This window comes from Tatumella sp. UBA2305 (assembly GCF_002345795.1).
Taxonomy (GTDB): domain Bacteria; phylum Pseudomonadota; class Gammaproteobacteria; order Enterobacterales; family Enterobacteriaceae; genus Tatumella; species Tatumella morbirosei.
On record NZ_DDVT01000009.1, the window covers coordinates 16754 to 36009 of the forward strand.

At 50.3% G+C, this 19256-nt stretch carries 16 protein-coding genes; 6 read left to right on the forward strand and 10 right to left on the reverse strand.

What is annotated here, in order from left to right:
* Positions 1-4: 4 nt before the first annotated feature.
* From B3Z23_RS03575 to gpt, 6 genes are all read right to left on the reverse strand, one after another.
* Entirely contained in the window at positions 5-460 is a 456-nt protein-coding gene (locus B3Z23_RS03575; protein WP_294901634.1) for an RcnB family protein, read from the reverse strand.
* A 287-nt stretch (positions 461-747) separates the two neighbouring features.
* Positions 748-2001 (reverse strand): glutamate-5-semialdehyde dehydrogenase, encoded by a 1254-nt coding sequence (gene proA / locus B3Z23_RS03580; RefSeq protein ID WP_294901637.1) that lies wholly within the window; start codon positions 1999-2001, stop codon positions 748-750.
* Between the two features lie 9 nt (positions 2002-2010).
* The gene (gene proB / locus B3Z23_RS03585) at positions 2011-3114 is read right to left on the reverse strand and encodes a glutamate 5-kinase (protein ID WP_294901639.1); all 1104 of its coding nucleotides are present in this window, start codon (positions 3112-3114) and stop codon (positions 2011-2013) included.
* Between the two features lie 538 nt (positions 3115-3652).
* On the reverse strand, positions 3653-4051 hold the full coding sequence (crl, locus tag B3Z23_RS03590) for a sigma factor-binding protein Crl (RefSeq protein ID WP_294901641.1): 399 nt from the start codon (positions 4049-4051) through the stop codon (positions 3653-3655).
* A gap of 58 nt (positions 4052-4109) precedes the next feature.
* A complete protein-coding gene (gene frsA, locus B3Z23_RS03595) occupies positions 4110-5357 on the reverse strand; it encodes an esterase FrsA (protein WP_294901643.1) in 1248 nt (415 codons plus the stop codon).
* A gap of 115 nt (positions 5358-5472) precedes the next feature.
* Positions 5473-5931 (reverse strand): xanthine phosphoribosyltransferase, encoded by a 459-nt coding sequence (gene gpt, locus B3Z23_RS03600; protein WP_038022812.1) that lies wholly within the window; start codon positions 5929-5931, stop codon positions 5473-5475.
* A gap of 251 nt (positions 5932-6182) precedes the next feature.
* On the opposite strand from gpt, the gene pepD reads away from it, so the two are divergent.
* The 3 genes from pepD to B3Z23_RS03615 all read left to right on the forward strand — a co-directional run bounded on the left by pepD (position 6183) and on the right by B3Z23_RS03615 (position 10606).
* A complete protein-coding gene (gene pepD, locus B3Z23_RS03605) occupies positions 6183-7640 on the forward strand; it encodes a beta-Ala-His dipeptidase (RefSeq protein ID WP_294901646.1) in 1458 nt (485 codons plus the stop codon).
* Between the two features lie 459 nt (positions 7641-8099).
* On the forward strand, positions 8100-9605 hold the full coding sequence (locus B3Z23_RS03610; RefSeq protein ID WP_294901648.1) for a sugar ABC transporter ATP-binding protein: 1506 nt from the start codon (positions 8100-8102) through the stop codon (positions 9603-9605).
* A complete protein-coding gene (locus tag B3Z23_RS03615) occupies positions 9602-10606 on the forward strand; it encodes an ABC transporter permease (RefSeq protein ID WP_294901650.1) in 1005 nt (334 codons plus the stop codon). Before B3Z23_RS03610 ends, B3Z23_RS03615 begins: the two co-directional genes overlap by 4 nt.
* A 52-nt stretch (positions 10607-10658) precedes the next feature.
* Here the strand turns inward: B3Z23_RS03615 and dinB are convergent, their stop codons facing one another.
* The gene (gene dinB / locus B3Z23_RS03620) at positions 10659-11714 is read right to left on the reverse strand and encodes a DNA polymerase IV (RefSeq protein WP_294901652.1); all 1056 of its coding nucleotides are present in this window, start codon (positions 11712-11714) and stop codon (positions 10659-10661) included.
* Between the two features lie 262 nt (positions 11715-11976).
* Here dinB and dpaA point away from each other — a divergent pair, with 262 nt between their 5' ends.
* Positions 11977-12717, forward strand: coding sequence for a peptidoglycan meso-diaminopimelic acid protein amidase (gene dpaA, locus B3Z23_RS03625; protein ID WP_294901733.1), 741 nt, complete (start codon positions 11977-11979; stop codon positions 12715-12717).
* On the opposite strand, the gene B3Z23_RS03630 is transcribed toward dpaA, so the two are convergent.
* Both B3Z23_RS03630 and lpcA read right to left on the reverse strand, forming a co-directional pair.
* The gene (locus tag B3Z23_RS03630; protein WP_294901654.1) at positions 12682-13455 is read right to left on the reverse strand and encodes a class II glutamine amidotransferase; all 774 of its coding nucleotides are present in this window, start codon (positions 13453-13455) and stop codon (positions 12682-12684) included. The genes dpaA and B3Z23_RS03630 overlap by 36 nt on opposite strands.
* Before the next feature lie 137 nt (positions 13456-13592).
* Positions 13593-14171 (reverse strand): D-sedoheptulose 7-phosphate isomerase, encoded by a 579-nt coding sequence (gene lpcA / locus B3Z23_RS03635; RefSeq protein ID WP_294901656.1) that lies wholly within the window; start codon positions 14169-14171, stop codon positions 13593-13595.
* Positions 14172-14421: 250 nt separating this feature from the next.
* Here lpcA and fadE point away from each other — a divergent pair, with 250 nt between their 5' ends.
* Complete coding sequence (fadE, locus tag B3Z23_RS03640; protein WP_294901658.1) at positions 14422-16872, forward strand: acyl-CoA dehydrogenase FadE; 2451 nt, start codon at positions 14422-14424, stop codon at positions 16870-16872.
* Between the two features lie 36 nt (positions 16873-16908).
* Here fadE and mtnK read toward each other — a convergent pair whose 3' ends face one another.
* Complete coding sequence (gene mtnK, locus B3Z23_RS03645; RefSeq protein WP_294901660.1) at positions 16909-18108, reverse strand: S-methyl-5-thioribose kinase; 1200 nt, start codon at positions 18106-18108, stop codon at positions 16909-16911.
* 113 nt (positions 18109-18221) lie between these two features.
* On the opposite strand from mtnK, the gene mtnA reads away from it, so the two are divergent.
* A complete protein-coding gene (mtnA, locus tag B3Z23_RS03650) occupies positions 18222-19253 on the forward strand; it encodes an S-methyl-5-thioribose-1-phosphate isomerase (RefSeq protein WP_294901735.1) in 1032 nt (343 codons plus the stop codon).
* Positions 19254-19256: the final 3 nt, after the last annotated feature.

A 19256-nucleotide genomic window follows, 5' to 3' on the forward strand; every position in this document is an offset into this window, starting at 1 on the left:
TCGGTTAATGCGACAGCACACCGTTTAGAATAATCGATGTGATAATCCCGGTGGCTGCAGCCATCAGTACATAGTTGCCGTTAATATTTGCCCAGTAATGTCCCCGGGGTGGCTGAGATAAGCCACGGGCACGCCAGTCATCGACACGGTACTGAGCGCCACGATAGCTCTCGGGGGCTGGATGGCCTCTGCGGAAATCATTGCCGTGAAATGCGAATCGTGACACCTGCTGACGATTTGGCTGCCCACGATCGCGGTTATCCGCCTGTTGTGGACGATTCTGTCCACCTTGATGCAGGGGCCCTCGCTCCTGACCCTGTGGCCCCTGTCCCTGGTGATCATTTTGCTGATGTGGCACCGGACGGCCCTGGTCATCACCAGGTGCAGCCATTGCTGAAGAAATACTGACACCGTTGGTAATGAGTAAGGTGGTTAATAAAGCCATTGTGGTACGTTTCATTGTTATGTTCCTCACAGATGATATGCGGGTAATTATGGATAAGGCCTGTGAGCATTTTATGAAGATAATTCCTGGTTTAACCGGCTGGAGTGTGAGCAGTCATTACACCGGCTAATTTCCTTAACGCAATCCTTACAATACGTTGAAATTAATGATAATTCGCAGGCTAAAATAACTTTTTTAACGAGGCTGTCGAAAGGAAACTTAACGCAGATCTGAGGAGAGAAATGTTGTCATAGCAGTCATAACAGAGACCCTCCCGGCCTGATGGCAGGAAGGGTCACAGATTACCGGCGAAGGGTATCATCACCCCAGGCAATCCATTTATAAGTGGTCAGTGCTTCCAGTCCCATGGGACCACGGGCATGCAGTTTCTGAGTACTGACTGCCACCTCTGCGCCCAGGCCGAACTGCCCGCCATCAGTAAAACGAGTACTGGCATTAACATATACCGCCGATGAATCGACTTTATTCACAAAGTCATTGGCATTTTTCAGGTTGCGGGTAAGAATACCGTCAGAATGCTGCGTACCGTGCTCACGGATATGGCTGACGGCATCATCCAGGCCAGCGACCTGCTTAATATTCAAATCCAGTGACAGCCATTCATCGTCATAATCACCTTCTGAGACCGCGACGGCGTCTGGTTGAAAATGTCGAACCTGTGACAGAATATTCTGGTCAGCATGTAAGATAATTTGCTCTTCTGCCATCCTGCGGCAGAATTTCGGCAGAAACTCTGCCGTAATATCCTGATGAATGAGCAACGTCTCCAGTGAGTTACAGGCACTCGGGCGCTGTTTTTTAGCATTGACAATAACATCGAGTGCCGCATCAGTTTCCATCGTTTCATCGATATACAGATGACAAACACCGATTCCTCCGGTAATTACCGGAATCGTTGATTGCTCACGACAAAGTTTATGCAGACCAGCCCCGCCCCGCGGGATCAACATGTCAATATAGCGGTCCAGTTTCAGCATTTCTGTCACCAGTTGACGATCAGGATTATCAATCGCCTGGATTGCCGCTTTTGGAAGACCATGTTCCGCCAGCGCTTGCTGGATGACACTGACTGTCATGGCATTCGTTCTGACCGTCTCCTTACCCCCGCGTAAAATGACCGCATTACCCGTCTTAAGGCATAATGAGGCAACGTCTACGGTGACATTTGGCCGGGCTTCATAAATAACGCCGATGACTCCTAACGGGACGCGACGACGTTCAATACGCAGGCCACTGTCCAACAGGCCGCCGTCAATCAGTTGTCCAACCGGGTCTGCCAGGTTGCAGACCTGACGCACATCATCGGCAATCCCCTTCAGGCGTTCCGGTGTCAGTGTTAAACGGTCCAGCAGAGCATCACCCATTCCGTTAACCCTGGCTTCAGCAACATCTTCGGCATTGGCCCGCAGAATAGCCTCTGAGTCCTGCTCCAATTGACTGGCAATGGTCAACAAAACCTGATTTTTTTGTTCTGTGCTAAGCACAGAGAGTTGGTATGACGCAGCCCGCGCGGCTTTACCCATAGTCTCAAGCATGATAATTCCTTAACTGACAATCATGTCGTCACGGTGTACCGCGACTGAACCGTATTCATAACCCAGAATTTCACTGATTTGCTGACTATGATGCCCTGCAATCATCCGTAATGCATCACTGTTATAACGCGAAACCCCATGAGCAATATCCCTGCCTTGCAGGCTGCGGATTGAAATCACTTCGCCGCGGGAAAAATCGCCCTGAATATGACGAATACCTTTGGGTAACAGAGAACTTCCCCGTTCCAGTAACGCATTCAGAGCTCCGTCATCGATGGTAATTGAACCGGCAGGAGGAGCTCCGAAGATCCAATGCTTACGGTTTTCCAGGCGGTTTTTCTGCGCATGGAATAAGGTGCCAGCCGGATGCCCGTTCAGCACCTCATTAATTAATACTGGCTGGTTGCCGCTGGCTATAATCACATCAATACCCGCGCGACACGCCACATCAGCCGCCTGCAACTTGGTCGCCATTCCGCCGGTACCCAGACCAGAGACACTGCCACCCGCAATCATTCGTAGCTCATCATCAATCACATGCACATCGGTGATCAGCTTAGCTTCCGGGTTACTGCGAGGATCTGCGGTAAACAGGCCCTGCTGGTCGGTCAGCAGAAGTAATTTATCGGCACCTGACAAAATGGCGGCCAGTGCGGATAAATTATCATTATCTCCGACTTTTATTTCTGCGGTGGCTACCGCATCATTTTCATTGATCACCGGGATAATCCGGTTATCCAGCAGCGCATGTAACATATCCCGGGCATTCAGAAAACGTTCTCTGTCTTCCATATCGGCGCGGGTCAGCAACATCTGTCCGACATGCAAACCATAGATGCCAAATAACTGTTCCCATAACTGAATCAGCTGGCTCTGACCTACTGCGGCCAGCAGTTGTTTAGAGGCAATGGTGGGGGGCAGTTCGGGGTAACCCAGATGTTCACGTCCTGCGGCAATCGCGCCAGAGGTCACAATAACAATCCGGTGTCCGGCATCAATGGCCTGAGCACATTGTCTTACCAGTTCTACAATATGCGCACGATTTAACCGGCGAGATCCACCGGTCAGTACGCTGGTTCCCAATTTGACCACCAGGGTCTGACTGCCACTCATATTTCCTGCCATTTAACCAATAAACAAACCTTCCTTTTAGCAGGTGTCGGGCGTGAATCCAACCCTTATTCAGTAACTAACCAAAGATAAAAATATTTATCCGTTCTGCGGGCAGAGGCAGACGTTTTGGCCGCACAAAACAGGCGTTATATTAATGCACCTGCTACTGCGCTAAAACCACTATAAGAGCGGATGGGCGGCCCTGCCCCGTGAAACATTTCCGGAATAGCATTAACTAATGCCTGGTTAAACCCGGAGTTAAACTCTACAGGTCAGTCCTGACTCCGGAGAAAACACTGCCACGACTCACCGGCCACATGAATCCACATTGATTAAGTTTGGGCAAGCAAAGGGGTATAAACATGCTTAAAAGAAATGTCGATACGCTGAACATTACAATCACGGGCAGTGACTTCAGCCAACAAAGAGGCTTTGTCCAGCAGGGACTTTCATGGACAAAAGTATAGGCGAAACGCTATACCAGAACAGAAAGGAGACACACGGATGCAGGGCAGTACAAACTCTGCCCTGCACATGTTTACTCAGAATGCTGAACGAATTTTTCTGCCCCTGCCGCGGGTTTTAGCTCAATATTGAGCTGAGTGAGCAGAGCCTCAAGACGGGGAAAAAACTTTTGTAAAGTCTGTTCCACACCGTCCTTATCTTCCGCTTTCTTTATCACGGTTTCCTGCCAGTCGCCTTCTTTGTCAAATAACCCGTAAGCATACTGGTAAGTAAAATGATCATCCTGTGCTTCTAATGTCAGCCACCAGCCCCAAAACTCACGATTTTCAGGTGCCGGTTTGACATTCACACAGACAGCAAGGCAATCGAAAAAAAAGTTCTCCGCCCCGCATTGGTTTTCCCTGAGATAAGGCCCCAGTTCGTTAAAACGCTTTAAAAGACGTCCTCTCAGTTGTCCGCCAGGTAATGCCATGACTTCACCTCCGTTATAAGATGAGTCAATTTTTAACAAAGCTGTCAATAATCGCAACTTATCTTTTTAACAGCGCGGCCAGCCAGTCACTGATCTCTGTCGTCGTACGTTGAAAAGATTTCATTACCGGTTTATCGGCAATCCAGACTAATTTCCCCTTAGCCGAAGAGTTACAGATCAGTTCAGAATCTTCGGCAGGGCTATAGAGATTATTCTTCTGACATGCCGATAACATAGGTACCGGAGTACGCCTGCCGAGTAAGCCCTGGGTTTTCAGTGAATAAGCATTCATTTCCGTAGACAGTGTCGCATCGCTACGGGTTGCTTTCCCGAGACGGCTGGCCAGAATATCCAGAAACATATCAGGCACGGCTTGCTGTAACGAAGGATCCGTCAGTAAACCATGTACAATAGGTTCCTGACAGGCCACGGCACGCAACCTTGGAATTTCCAGATATGCCAGCCTGACGGCGACATTCGCCCCAAAGCGGTGGCCCCAGACCCCCACCCGTCGGTGGTCAATCCATGGAACATCGCTCAGTTGCCTGAGTACCTGCTGATGCAACATGCTGGTATCCTGAGTCAGACGCCAGCGGGAACTGTAGCCGACCGATGGCATATCCAGGGTGAGCATCGCCAACCCCCGGGGCGCCAGATAGTCATGAAATAACCGGAAATGGTCAAGCTGGAGTGTATCCAACCCACCACACAGCATGACGACCGGATAAGGGGGTTTTACCTGTTCGGGCATATGCAAAAAAGCGTTAACGGTTTTACCGTCTTCCAATTTGAAACTGAGAGATTTCAGTTCACCCGATAAAAATCCCGTCGCCTGTTCATAGGCTCGGTAAGCCAGAACTTGTGCCTGATCTGCCAGTTCGTCACCATTTAAATGGGGGTAGGCTGCCACGCTGAATAAATTCGCGGCATGCAACCAGTATTTACCTGCCGAAGCCGGGTCCCGTTGCTGCTGTGCCAGTTGCTGCCAGCGGGCAGCCTGGACTGACCACTCATAAATCCAGTTACCATTACGGTATCCACGAACGGTATCCAGTTGTTGTTCGTTAGTTCGGGCAAGAGAACTCGCCGCCACCCGGGAAAGCACCTCATTGATTTCAATAGCCGGCACTCCTCGCCAGTTCCAGACCAGTGGCGTGAGTGTCCGGTACCAACGTTGTGGTGATTTAGCCGACATGACAGAGGACGAACCTGCCGAATTCGTCGCAATATGGCGGACTAAGGATGAGGTTTCAGGGTGTTCAAATCGGGGCTTAAACAGCTCTTCACTAAGATTTTTCTCCGGCATAGCCACAGCTCCGTGGGCGGAAAATAATGAAGTAGTGTACCTGAGAGAATACGACGAGGCGATGACGGAAAACAAAAAGCAGCATCCTTAAAATTCAGGATGCTGCCAGGCAATATTAGTCTTTAACGATGGGTGGTACGTAAGCCACTCCCATATCCCAGGGCTGCTCGATCCAGGTATTCTGTGGAATATCGATCACGTAGTCATCCACCAGAGGCCGGCCAGCAGGCTTAGCAAAAATGGTAACGAAATGCGCTTTAGGATACATATCGCGAATGGCTTTCGCGGTACCGCCGGTATCGACTAAATCATCGATAACAATAAAGCCTTCGCCATCACCTTCTGCGCGTTTAACAACTTTCATATCACGTTGATGGTCATGATCGTAACTGGAGATACAGACTGTATCAACGTGACGGATCCCTAATTCACGGGCCAGCAGTGCAGCGGGTACCAGCCCACCACGGCTGACAGCAATGATACCTGTCCACTGTTCCACCGGCAGTAAACGCCGGGCGAGATTACGGGCATGGATTTGTAACATATCCCAGGTGACGACGTATTTTTCGCTCATTTAAAGGAGTCCCGGCCAATACAGATGACCTAAATTAAGTGCAAGGGTAAAAAGTTTGCGCGAGATTATAAGGATATGCAGCACTAAAAACCAGCACCAGCTACCTCCAGGGGCTTTTTTTACTCCTCAATTTCCCCGCCGGTCAGCAAACGATGGTATTCTCAGGCCATGCCGGCAGAGAAGTTTCCGTACTCTGCCAGACCAATGTAAACCCGGGCAGACCTGACCCGCAACGTTACAGGAGAGTAATTGTGTCTGAACTGTCTCAGCTTTCTCCACAGCCTTTGTGGGATATATTCGCGAAAATCTGTTCTATTCCACATCCTTCATATCATGAAGAAGCCTTAGCACAGCATATTATGAACTGGTCCAGAGAGCAGGGATTATGGTGTGAACGGGATAACGCCGGAAATATTCTGATTCGTAAACCGGCGACCCCTGGCATGGAAAACCGGACACCCGTCGCCCTGCAGGCCCATCTGGATATGGTACCGCAAAAAAATAATGACACTGTTCATGATTTTACCACTGACCCAATCCGCCCTTATGTGGACGGTGAGTGGCTGAAAGCCCGCGGCACCACTCTGGGGGCAGACAATGGGATTGGAATGGCCTCCGCCCTGGCCGTGCTGGCCGACGATAATGTGGCACACGGTCCTCTCGAAGTGCTGCTCACCATGACGGAGGAAGCCGGAATGGATGGTGCATTCGGCTTACAGTCTGACTGGCTTCAGGCCGATATTCTGATCAACACCGATTCGGAAGAAGAAGGTGAGATCTATATGGGATGTGCCGGAGGCATCGACTGCGTGACAGAACTGCCTATACAACGTGAAGCGGTAACCGCAGGTTATGAACCGCTAAAACTGACGTTAAAAGGGTTACGCGGTGGCCACTCCGGTGCAAATATTCATATGGGGCTGGGCAACGCGAATAAACTACTGGCCCGCTTTCTGGTTAGCGTGAGTAAAAAAGTCGATCTGCAATTGATTGACTTTAACGGTGGTACTTTACGCAATGCCATTCCTCGTGAAGCCTTTGCCACCCTGGCTGTCAGTCAGAAAGATCGTTCACTCTTCGATAGGTCCGTCAGCGATTATCAACAGTTGCTAAGAAACGAAGCTGGCCCGAAAGACGAAAATGTTGTGTTAGTGACCGAGGCAGCCACCCCAGCACAACCGGCATTAACCGCCGCCAGCCGTGACACTTTTCTGCACTTACTGAATGCAATCCCTAACGGGGTGATTCGTAATTCAGATGTTGCTGTCGGCGTAGTAGAAACCTCTCTGAATGTCGGCGTGGTTACACTCAGTGATGATACTGCCGAAATCATGAGTCTGGTACGCTCGCTTATCGACAGTGGCAAAGAGTATGTGGTCGATACCCTGACCTCGCTGGGCAGTCTGGCTGGAGCCAAAACGCTGGCATCGGGTAGTTATCCTGGCTGGGAGCCGGATAAAAACTCGCCAATCATGGCAAAGACCCGGGAAATTTATCAGCAATTGTTCGGTAAACTGCCTGATATTCAGGTGATCCATGCCGGTCTGGAATGCGGATTATTCAAAAAACCTTATCCACATTTAGATATGGTCTCGATCGGTCCAACCATTACCGGCCCTCACTCTCCGGATGAACAGGTTCATATAGGAAGTGTCGGTTTATACTGGCAATTACTGACCGGCCTGTTAAAAGAAATTCCGGTAAAATAATTGTCCGCACTGCGGTTACTCCCGAATATTCGGGACTGAACGAAAGCCAGAGCCCCACTCTGGCTTTTTTGTCAGCGTTTCGCTGTATCTGCCTGGCCACACTCATGCACTACGTTGCTCAAATGAGATCCGTTACTGTAACCACAACCTTCTCCTTTCTGTGGGGAATACTCTCTTGTGCAAACAGAGATGTTATGTCGGTATTAAATATTCACAAGAAAATATAACCGATAAGCTCCTCCTATTAAAATTTCTCAGCATCGAATCTTTCACCAATAATAGTCAAAAATATGAATTTAGATGCTAAAAATTCCTTCATTAATAGATAATCCAAACCTTATTTTCGGACTTCTGGATGGCTAAACTTCTTTTGTGATAGCTTATGCTGCCTGTCTCTCAGGAAGCTCTGGTTTCAGACAGAAACCCTGTAGTCATTACTTAGCTGTGAATGGATAAATTATGGCCGATGCTCACCGCCTCGAAATGCGCAATATATCGATTAATTTTGCCGGATTCGCCGCGCTGGATAATGTTAATTTCCTCCTGGAAGGCCATTCGGTACATGCCCTGACAGGTGCCAATGGCGCCGGTAAATCAACGCTGATGGCAGTGTTATCTGGTGCACATTCCCATTATCAGGGGGAGATATTGCTGGATGGTCAGCCATTGAATATCCGTACACCACTGCAGGCTAAGCAGGCGGGAATTCATCTGGTTCAGCAGGAAGTGGATAATGGCCTAATCCCGACACTCAGCGTGGCTGAAAATATCATGCTGGATAACCTGGCGGCTCCGGGACAGATCTGTCGTTGGGGAGAAATATACCGTCAGGCCGCAGCGTTGTTAAAACAACTCAATGTTTCCCTCGATTTGCGTCAGCCAGCAGAACGATGCTCACTGGCAGAAAAACAACAAATCCTGCTGGCCCGCGCTTTGTCTCATCGGTGTCGTTTCCTGATCCTTGATGAACCTACAGCCCCACTGGATCAAAATGAAAGTGAGCAACTGTTCAGAGTGGTACGACACCTCCAGCAACAAGGGATCGGTGTTGTATTTATTTCCCATCGTATTCATGAATTAAAAACTATCTGCGATCAACTGACCGTATTGCGTGACGGGAAACTGATTGAAACCACCAGAATGGATGCACTGAGCGGCGAACAGATTGTTGAGAAAATGATAGGCCATACACTAAACGATCTGTATCCGCCGCCGCGCCCGGCTCCTTCCACACAACAGTTGCTGAGTGTGGAAGGATTACACGACAAAAACCTGTTACAGGATATCAGTCTGACACTGTATAAGGGTGAAATACTCGGTATTGCAGGACTTGCCGGAGCGGGCAAGACAGAATTGTGTAAAGCCCTGTTTGGTGCATCCAAAAGCAAACTGACCCGCGCACAATTACACGGGAAACCCTGGAAACCCCGTTCCCCCGCCGATTCTGTTGCCGCGGGCATTGCCCTGGTACCCGAGGAGCGCCGAAAAGAAGGTATTTTTATTGATGAATCGGTGGCAATGAATCTGTCGGTCAGTGCAGACGATCGCTTTTCTTCTCATGGATTTTTCAGCGTAAAACAGTCAGTACAATGGGCACAACAGATTATCAGCAAACTTGCCGTGAAAAGCAGGGGCCCTCAGCAGATATTACGACGGCTGTCCGGAGGAAATCAGCAAAAGGTTGCCATCGGTAAATGGCTGGCCAGTGAGTCTGACATCCTGATTTTCGATGAACCGACAAAAGGTGTCGATGTTAAAGCCAAATCTGATCTTTTCTGGTTAGTCGATCAGCTTGCCAGAGAAGGCAAAGGGATAATCTATGCTTCCGGCGAATTTGCCGAACTGGTCGGATTATGTGACCGAATCTGTGTTCTCTGGGACGGCAGGATCGTCGCCGAACTGGAGGGCAAACATGCCAGTGAAGAAACACTGTTACTTTATTCAACCGGAGGAACTCCTGCGTGAGCAGCACCCCTAATTCACCCGCTTCAACAACCCACTGGCACCAGCGGTTTTTTGATTTCCTGTACAAATGGGGAATGTTACTCACCATGGTTATCCTGTTGGCTGGCTTCGGTCTGACAGCCAACGGATTCCTGGAGCCTGATAACCTGCTGAACATTTTACGCTCCATCGCGATTGTCACAGTCATTGCCATGGCGGTAGCGGTTTCACTGACCGTTGGCGGGTTTGATCTGTCGGTGGGTTCCACGGCATCATTAGCCAATGCTCTGGTGATTTCAATGTTTGTCTGGCACGGCTACGGTACTACCACAGCCATCCTTATCACACTGGCTTTGTGTCTGCTGGTCGGGCTATTTAACAGCTTTCTGATTGTGGTCCTGCGCATTCCGGATATGCTGGCAACTCTGGCCACATTATTCGTGGTGCAGGGAGTCGCCATGACATACAGCTATGGCGGTTCCATCACTCAAAATATGGTAATGCCAAGCGGAGATATGGCTGAAGGCATTATCCCGGCAAACTTCAGCGTACTGGGTGAAATTCCAGGCATTGTGATCATCATGCTGGTTGTGACGGTGATTGCCCAGATTGGCCTGTCACTCACTAAACACGGCCGCCGGATGTATGCACTGGGAGGTAACCCCGAAGCCGCACGCCTTTCCGGCATCCGTACCACCCGTTATCGTGTTGCCGCCTACCTTCTGGCGTCATTGCTTGCCGGGCTTGGGGGTATTTTACTGGCTTCCCGTATCGGTTCATCACAGGTGAATGCCGGAAGTGGTTATCTGATGGATGCCGTCGCCGCCGCATGGATTGGCTTATCACTGGCCGGATCAGGAAAACCCAATGCCCTCGGCACACTGATTGGTGCCATTATTCTGGGTGTACTGCAAAATGGTCTGGTGATGTTATCTGTGCCCTATTATGCGATGGACATAATCAAAGGGCTGGTACTGGCTCTGGCGCTGGCACTGACCTATTTCCGGGGACGTCAGGCATAACCTACCCCGGGCCGGCACCTGATATCAGTGCCGGCCTGGAGTCGATAAATAATTACAGTCCTAACAGCAGCTGCCGCTCGGCATAAGGGTCAGGTAGCGTCACCTGCAGTCCCACCAGTCGGACCCCTCTGCCTGCTCGCCGTTCATCCCAACTCTCCCTCGCAATCGCCAGTAAATCCTGTTTATTCAGTACCTGCCAGACATGCTCACGGCTGGTTTGCTGAAAATCAGAAAATTTAAATTTCACCCCTTGCCGGGAAATGCGTAAATCAGGGCGAACTTTTCTCAGACGACGCTCCAGTTCAGGATAGAGTAATTCCAGAACTTCAAGACACTGCTCCCAACGATCGATATCTTTCTCCAGTGTCGTTTCTACTCCTACCGATTTGCGCTGCCGGTCAGCAATAATATTCCGCTCATCAATCCCATGGCTGCGCTCCCAAAGGACCCGTCCAAATTTACCAAAACTTTTCAGCAACAACGACAGCTCCGCCTGCCTGACATCCGCACAGGTTTTCAGCCCCATATCTGCCAGCTTTTTGGCTGATACCTGCCCTACTCCCGGAATTTTCTCCAGCGGCAACTGACAGATAAAACTATCCATTGCGTCGGGAGTAATGACGAACTGGCCATTGGGTTTATTCAGATCAGAAGCGATTTTGGCCAGGAACTTAATCGGCGCGACTCCGGCAGAAGCAGTGAGCCGTAATTCCTGCCAGATGGCCAGGCGAATATCCCTGGCAATCAGGGTCGCCGAACCATGAAACTGTGTACAGTCACTGACATCAAGATAGGCTTCATCGAGAGAGAGCGGTTCAATCAGTGAGGTATAGCGGGCAAAAATTTGTCGGATATGTTCAGAAACCTGTTTATAAACATCAAAACGGCCGGGGAGCAAGGTTAAGTGCGGACATAGCCTAAGGGCTGTTGCCGTCGGCATGGCACTCCTGACCCCGAATTTTCTGGCCGGATAATTAGCCGTGCTAATCACCCCGCGGCGTTCCCGGCTGCCACCTATCGCCAGAGGAATATCCTGCAGTGATGGATTATCGCGCATTTCCACGGCTGCATAAAAACAGTCCATATCGACATGAATGATTTTACGCATCCTTCAGACCCCGCTAAAAACAGAGTGACCACTGTATAAATGTTCAGTTAAAATTTCAACTATTGAGTGTCTGTGTACCTGTCTGCTTTTTAAACAGCGTCAGAAATCTGACAGACCCAACTATTGGAACAAATATATGCGTCTGTTGCTTGATAAAACTGCTGACAATGCTAATGTTTCGCTAAACCACCGCGATGTCAGATTAATCCGTAGCGATGGTATAAAAGACAGTATTCTCTCACTCTTTGTTCAAGGTAGCAGCATGCGTAAAATCGCACTTTTTCTTGCGATGCTTTTAATCCCGGCCTATTGTCTGGCGATGTTTGAGACTCCGGTCTCTCCACAGCAACCCGTCAGTAAAGAACTAAAACAACAATTGCTGGGTACCCCGGTATTTATTCAGATCTTTAAACAAGAACGTACGCTCGATCTGTACGGAAAAATCGGCAATGAATACCGGTTGCTGAACAGTTTTCGTATCTGTGATTTTTCCGGAGGTCTTGGGCCGAAACGAGTCGAGGGTGATTTTAAAAGCCCTGAAGGATTCTATTCCGTCAGGCTTAATCAGTTAAAACCTGACAGCCATTTCTACCGCGCCATTAATATTGGTTTCCCAAACCAGTATGATCGTGAGAATGGATACAGCGGTAACTATCTGATGATTCATGGTAACTGTGTATCCATTGGCTGTTATGCCATGACGAATGCCTATATGGATCAAATCTATACCTATGTGAATGCTGCACTGCGAAATGGCCAGTCTCAGGTTGAGGTGAACATTTTTCCGTTCCGGATGACCGACAGCAATATGCTACGCCACCGGGATTCGGCTTACATCGGTTTCTGGAAGCAGCTGAAACCAGGGTATGACTATTTTCTGAAGTATAAGCAGCCGCCGAACGTAACCGTTAATAACGGGCAATATGTTCTGAATCAGAACCCGTTCAGCAACAGCTCAGAGAATGCTTCAAAGACCTTCCTGGCGCTCACCCAGACAAAATAACTGCCATTCACCTGGCGCAATTTTGTGCCAGGTTTCATTCCCCGTTAATGGCTGAGTGGCTACCACCGTCACCACATCGTTCGGAGTTGTCTGTTGCTGAAAATCAATTTCAACATCCTGATCAAGAAGAGTCGCTTTGCCAAACGGGGCTCTGCGGGTGATCCAGTGCAGATTGGTCGAGCAGTAAGCCATCAGATAGCGCCCGTCCGACAGCAGCATATTAAAGACCCCCATTTGCTGTAGCTCAGCAGCCAGAGTCGCGATATACCTGAAAACCGCCGGCCAGTTCCCCGGCGTACGCGGATAACGGGTCGCAAGTTTATGCAGGATCCAACAAAATGCCTTTTCACTGTCGGTTTCACCGACCGGACGATAATTTCCGCTATCCAGTTTCTGGTATCCGTTGAGTTGTCCGTTATGCGCATAAGTCCAGTGACGTCCCCAAAGTTCACGGGTAAACGGGTGAGTATTTTCCAGCGAGACTATACCGCGATTAGCCTGACGAATATGAGCAATCACCGAATGAGATTTAATGGGATAATCACGGACCAGGCTGGCAATCGGCGAATCAATACTCGGCAGAGGATCTTTAAACGTCCGGCATCCCTTTCCTTCATAGAAAGTAATACCCCAGCCATCTTTATGCGGTCCGGTCCCCCCACCGCGCTGAACCAGCCCGGTAAAACTGAAACAGATATCGGTCGGCACATTGGCGCTCATCCCGAGCAGTTCACACATCAGTTAAAACCTCGTTAAATTCCCGTCATCAGGCGCTATATGCAGCAGATAAGTAAAGAGATAGCATGCAGGCCATCCTCTGGCAAGTCGTCAGAGGCAGCCAGGTGGAGTATTTCAGCAGGTGGGGCAGGATATGATTATTTCGCCATCTCTTTTTCTATCAGCAGGATCAAAATATGGATAACTTTAATATGAATTTCCTGAATGCGATCGGCGAAACCAAAATGAGGTACACGAATTTCAACATCCGCACTACCGTCCATCTGACCGCCATCTTTTCCTGTCAGAGTGATCACTTTCATCCCCTGAGCACGTGCTGCTTCAATGGCTTTAATAATATTAGCCGAATTTCCCGACGTGGAAATACCCAACAGAACATCCCCTGCACGCCCCACACCTTCAATATAGCGTGAGAAAACATGGTCATAGCCATAGTCATTACTGACACAGGAGATATGGCTGACATCCGAAATCGCAATCGCCGGGTATGCCGGGCGGTTATCCCGGTAACGACCCGTTAATTCCTCGGCGAAATGCATAGCATCACAATGGGAACCACCGTTGCCACAGGACAGTACTTTTCCTCCGGCTTTAAAACTGTCGGCCAGCAACACCGCTGCCTGCTGAATAGCCTGAATATTGTTTTCATCTTTCAGGAAGTTGTTAAGCGTTTCTGCTGCTTCATTCAATTCTGAACGAATAATATCCTGGTACATAGGGGATGTCCTTGATCGGAAAATTAACGCCGCCAGTTTAGCCCAATCATCGGGCAGTGCAAGCCCGTGACAGGGTTATCCTGCTCAGATTGTTATCCCGGTCGCGCCTGTCAGCAAAATGCTGTCGGTGAGCAGGGATTCTGTGAGATGGGTTGTAATTATTATGTAAACTTATTGATAAATGATTCCAGCTAAATTACACCATAATGATAACAGGTCAGACCTCTTACCTTAAATGGAGCAGTTTACTATGATCATACTCAGTATACTCGCCACCCTGGTGCTGATTGCCGTGCTTATCGGCCTGCGCCTGACATTGCAAACTTCCAGCCTGATTCTGGCTGCCTTCGGGGTGATCCTGGCCCTGTCCGGAATCTGGAATGCATGGGTATTGTTACCTGTGTTCCTTATTCTGCTGATTCTTAATGTGCCAGCCTTGCGTCAGCCACTGATCAGCCGGGCGGTGATGAACAGGTTCAGCAAAGTAATGCCGGCAATGTCAACCACTGAAAAAGAAGCCATCGATGCAGGAACGACCTGGTGGGAAGGCGATTTATTCAGTGGCCGTCCGGACTGGCAGAAACTCCACAGTTACCGTCAACCGCAACTTAGCCCGGAAGAGCAGGCTTTTCTGGACGGTCCGGTCACCGAAGCTTGTCGTATGGCTTGCGATTTTCAAATCAGTCATGAACTGGCCGATCTACCGCCTGAACTTTGGCAGTATCTGAAAGATCACCGCTTCTTTGCCATGATCATTAAGAAAGAGTATGGCGGCCTGGAATTTTCTGCCTATGCACAGTCTCTGGTATTACAGAAACTGGCCGGGGTCTCCGGTATTCTGGCAATTACTGTCGGGGTACCTAACTCCCTTGGTCCGGGCGAATTGCTGCAACATTACGGAACGGATGAACAAAAGCAGCATTACCTGCCACGACTGGCACGTGGTGAAGAGATTCCCTGCTTTGCTTTGACCAGTCCTGAAGCAGGTTCAGATGCTGGTGCAATACCCGATATCGGTGTGGTCTGTTATGGCGAATGGCAGGGGAAACAGGTGGTTGGTATGCGCCTGACCTGGAACAAACGCTATATCACCCTGGCGCCCATTGCCACAGTACTGGGTCTGGCTTTCAAACTGTACGATCCGGAGCATCTTTTGGGTGAGAACACCAGTCCCGGTATTACCTGTGCCCTCATTCCGGTCGCGACCCCTGGCGTGGAAATTGGTCGTCGTCATTTCCCGCTGAATATCCCTTTCCAGAACGGTCCAACCCGCGGCAAAGATATCTTTGTTCCACTCGATTACATCATTGGTGGTCCGAAAATGGCGGGTCAGGGATGGCGGATGCTGGTTGAATGCCTGGCTGTTGGACGGGGAATCACACTGCCTTCAAACTCGACCGGCAGTCTGAAAACCATTGCCCTGGCAACGGGTGCTTATGCACGAATTCGTCGCCAGTTCCGTATTCCCATTGGAAAAATGGAGGGAATTGAAGAACCGCTGGCTCGTATTGCAGGTAACAGCTATGTAATGGACGCCGCAGCATCACTGATTACTTACGGTATTGTGGCCGGGGAAAAACCTGCCGTGTTATCCGCTATCGTCAAATATCACTGTACCGACCGTGGCCAGCGCAGCATTATCGACGCCATGGACATCGCTGGGGGTAAAGGGATTATGCTGGGCAAAAGTAATTTCCTTGCCCGGGCCTATCAGGGAGCGCCGATCGCAATTACCGTAGAAGGGGCAAATATTCTGACCCGCAGCATGATTATCTTTGGACAGGGAGCTATTCGTTGTCACCCCTTCCTGTTAAAAGAGATCACTGCCGCTCAACAGAAGGATTTGAACGGGTTTGATGATGCGCTGTTCAGGCACATCGGCCACGTAGCCGCTAATCTGCTGTGCAGTTTGTGGCTGGGGATCACTCACGGTAAAGGTAGTCGTACTCCGGTCAGTGATTCCACCCGCAGTGCCTATCAGCAACTTAACCGTCTGAGTGCCAACCTGGCATTGCTGGCAGATATTGCCATGGCAGCCCTGGGGGGCAGTCTGAAGCGCCGTGAACGTACCTCTGCGCGGCTGGGAGATATTCTGAGTCAGCTCTATCTGGCTTCGGCGGCACTGAAACGTTTTCATGATGAGGGACGTCAGCGGGAAGATTTGCCCCTGGTGGAATGGGCAGTCAGTGACGCCGTTAACCGTGCAGATACCGCCATCGAAGAATTGTTGCGTAATTTCCCGGTAAGGTGGCTGGCGGGAATATTACGGCTGTTCATCTTTCCTGCCGGCCGTTACAGCCAGGGGCCGACTGACCGGCTGGATCACAAACTGGCTCAACTCCTGCAAACCCCCTCAGAGACGCGCTCACGCCTGGGCCGGGGACAGTACCTGGAAGCCAGTGAAAACAACCCGGCAGGGCTGGCTGAACAGGCACTGAATGATATTATTGCGGCAGAAAACCTGATGGACAGAGTATCCCCTCAGTTGAAGAAAAAAACGCAATTTGTCCGGCTCAATGAGCTGGCAACTGAAGGTCTGAAAGAAGGATGGCTGACCAGTGAAGAGGCCGAAATATTACGCCGTGCAGAAGTAAGCCGGTTGCAGACCATTAATGTTGATGACTTTGCTGCAGATGCACTGGCCGCAGCAAGTGAGACATCAGTCGCAACCAGTGATCCTCATCCGGGAAAAGCCGCCTGAATCACTGAGACGGATCCTGCCGCTGGCAGGATCCGTTTATCCGGCAGTCTGCCGGATACGGGCCACCAGAGCATCAGCATCCTGAAGTTGATCTGCCGCAAGAATTAAGGTACGCCCCAGAGTAATAGCATGACGCAGACAATCGGTGCGCATCCTGTCATCACTGATTTCACTTATATCCGCGACATGTGACATTCCTACTGTGCGCCGGATAAGCTCTGTCCCGCTAAATCCGATAGCATCCTGCCAGACTTTCTGCATAAACAGCTCCGCATAACCGGGAACCGCCAAAGCGATATCACGGCTCTGTTTGCAGCGGGATAAAAACTCCGCTTTAAAGGTTTGCCACAGGGTCACAATATCTGCCAGACGTTGTTCTCTGGCGTCAACCGCTTCTTCGGGAGGCAGTAATCCCGGCAGACCACAGTAGTTCAGTAATAGGTTACCGATAGCAGTACCCATATCAAAACCCATCGGCCCGTAATATCCAAATTCGGCGTCGATAGCTTTCAGACCCGTTTCTGTTACGAAGATAGAGCCGGAGTGAATATCCCCGTGTAACAACGCTTCGGCATGGGTCAGGAAGGTATATTTCAGTGATGCAATTCTCAGACGCAACTCACTATCGTTGCGTAAAGAAGCGACTAACGGCTCCAGATCCTCAGGGTAATCATTTCTCGGATGTTCTGTGTAAGGATCATTGAAGAAAAGATCTTCGGTGATCTCACACATCTCCGGATTAATAAACTGCGCTACGCGCGCTTTCTTTTCGTGAGCATGCAGGGCAAAGTCGGAGCCAGAAAACAATACACTGGCCAGATAATGCCCCAATTGTGCTGCCGCCTGAGGATAATACTGCCCCCGGACTAATTCGCCACGCCAGATTCGGTAGTCAGAAAGATCCTCCATCACCATCACCGCCAGTTCCGGATCATAGTGCGTGACATTTACTGTGTGCTCAGGACAAAAATGATAATGCTCGATCAGTGTCTCTGCCTCCAGCCGGGCACGATCCAGTGTCAGTGGCCAGGACTCACCAACACAGCGGACATAGGGCAGAGCCTGTTTGACAATGACACGGCTGATCCCCTGCTGATCGAGAATTTTAAACACCAGATTCAGGTTACCATCGCCAACCTCCAGCGCATCCACCAGCGTTTCCGGGTGTTCCAGACCGGAAAATTTTCTGGCATATTCCACAGCATCTGTGGCGGTGAAGGTTCGATATTGCGACATTGCCTGTATCCTCTCTGCTGATAACTTGTTATTTTAAGCCGTTCAGACGTCTACACATCCATCACGCATATTGGCATACTAACAGCCCGTTGAGCAACCCGGAAATGATAATGATGCAAAACCTGCAAACCACCAGCCTGAGAATTGTCAGTAACCAGTTGTGCATACTGGACCAACAGGCTTTGCCTCAGGAAAAAAACTGGCTGAGTGCCCATACCACTGCACAGCTGGTTGAGCATATTCATGCGTTACGGGTCAGAGGTGCGCCACTGATTGGTCTGTCTGCATCACTGTTACTGGCTTTACAAGCCGGAGCGGGAATGTCACGCAATGAGCTGAAGGAATCATTACAGACTCTGCGGGCTGCACGCCCGACGGCGGTTAATCTGATGAATAACCTCGACAGGATGTCACAGGCACTGGCGGCTGAGCAGTATGTCACTGCCATGGAAGAGGAAGCTCTGCGGCTGGTCAACGAAGACCGTCAGTTATGTGACAACATTGCCGCAGCCGGAGCGCCGCTGATCTCTCCCGGCAGTCAACTTCTGACACACTGTAACACTGGCGGTCTGGCCACAGCCGGGGTAGGAACCGCCCTCGGCGTGATTCTGCGGGGCTGGCAGCAAGGTAATGTGGCGAACGTCTGGGTGGGCGAGACCCGGCCATTGTTGCAAGGGGGCCGACTGACGGCGTGGGAGCTATCGGAAGCCGGAGTGCCCTGCCAGTTAATCACCGACAGTATGGCAGCAGCCCTCATGGCTGAAGGTAAAGTCGATGCTGTCTGGGTGGGAGCTGACCGGATTGCCGCTAACGGCGATGTGGCGAATAAGATAGGCACTTACAGTCTGGCGGTACTGGCCCGTTATCACGGGATTCCATTTTATGTTGCCGCCCCTCAGACCACTCTGGACCGCCACTGCCCGACAGGGAAACAGATTCCGATTGAACAGCGTGCCGCAGCCGAAGTTACCGGAGTTTCCGGCAGCTTCGGGGCGGTACAGTGGGCCCCGGCAAATACCCGGGTACATAATCCGGCGTTTGATGTCACTCCGGCTAACCTTATCAGCGGCTGGGTACTGGACAGTGGAGTGGTGACTCCGCAACAGGTCGCTGAAGGCATATTCCGGCCAACAAACATCCGTTAATAA

Bases quoted from the DNA above. Each gene is read 5' to 3' on its own strand.
- B3Z23_RS03575 (WP_294901634.1), bottom strand. From the start codon at position 460: ATGAAACGTACCACAATGGCTTTATTAACCACCTTACTCATTACCAAC.
- proA (WP_294901637.1), bottom strand. From the start codon at position 2,001: ATGCTTGAGACTATGGGTAAAGCCGCGCGGGCTGCGTCATACCAACTC.
- proB (WP_294901639.1), bottom strand. From the start codon at position 3,114: ATGAGTGGCAGTCAGACCCTGGTGGTCAAATTGGGAACCAGCGTACTG.
- crl (WP_294901641.1), bottom strand. From the start codon at position 4,051: ATGGCATTACCTGGCGGACAACTGAGAGGACGTCTTTTAAAGCGTTTT.
- frsA (WP_294901643.1), bottom strand. From the start codon at position 5,357: ATGCCGGAGAAAAATCTTAGTGAAGAGCTGTTTAAGCCCCGATTTGAA.
- gpt (WP_038022812.1), bottom strand. From the start codon at position 5,931: ATGAGCGAAAAATACGTCGTCACCTGGGATATGTTACAAATCCATGCC.
- B3Z23_RS03610 (WP_294901648.1), top strand. From the start codon at position 8,100: ATGGCCGATGCTCACCGCCTCGAAATGCGCAATATATCGATTAATTTT.
- dinB (WP_294901652.1), bottom strand. From the start codon at position 11,714: ATGCGTAAAATCATTCATGTCGATATGGACTGTTTTTATGCAGCCGTG.
- dpaA (WP_294901733.1), top strand. From the start codon at position 11,977: ATGCGTAAAATCGCACTTTTTCTTGCGATGCTTTTAATCCCGGCCTAT.
- B3Z23_RS03630 (WP_294901654.1), bottom strand. From the start codon at position 13,455: ATGTGTGAACTGCTCGGGATGAGCGCCAATGTGCCGACCGATATCTGT.
- lpcA (WP_294901656.1), bottom strand. From the start codon at position 14,171: ATGTACCAGGATATTATTCGTTCAGAATTGAATGAAGCAGCAGAAACG.
- fadE (WP_294901658.1), top strand. From the start codon at position 14,422: ATGATCATACTCAGTATACTCGCCACCCTGGTGCTGATTGCCGTGCTT.
- mtnK (WP_294901660.1), bottom strand. From the start codon at position 18,108: ATGTCGCAATATCGAACCTTCACCGCCACAGATGCTGTGGAATATGCC.
- mtnA (WP_294901735.1), top strand. From the start codon at position 18,222: ATGCAAAACCTGCAAACCACCAGCCTGAGAATTGTCAGTAACCAGTTG.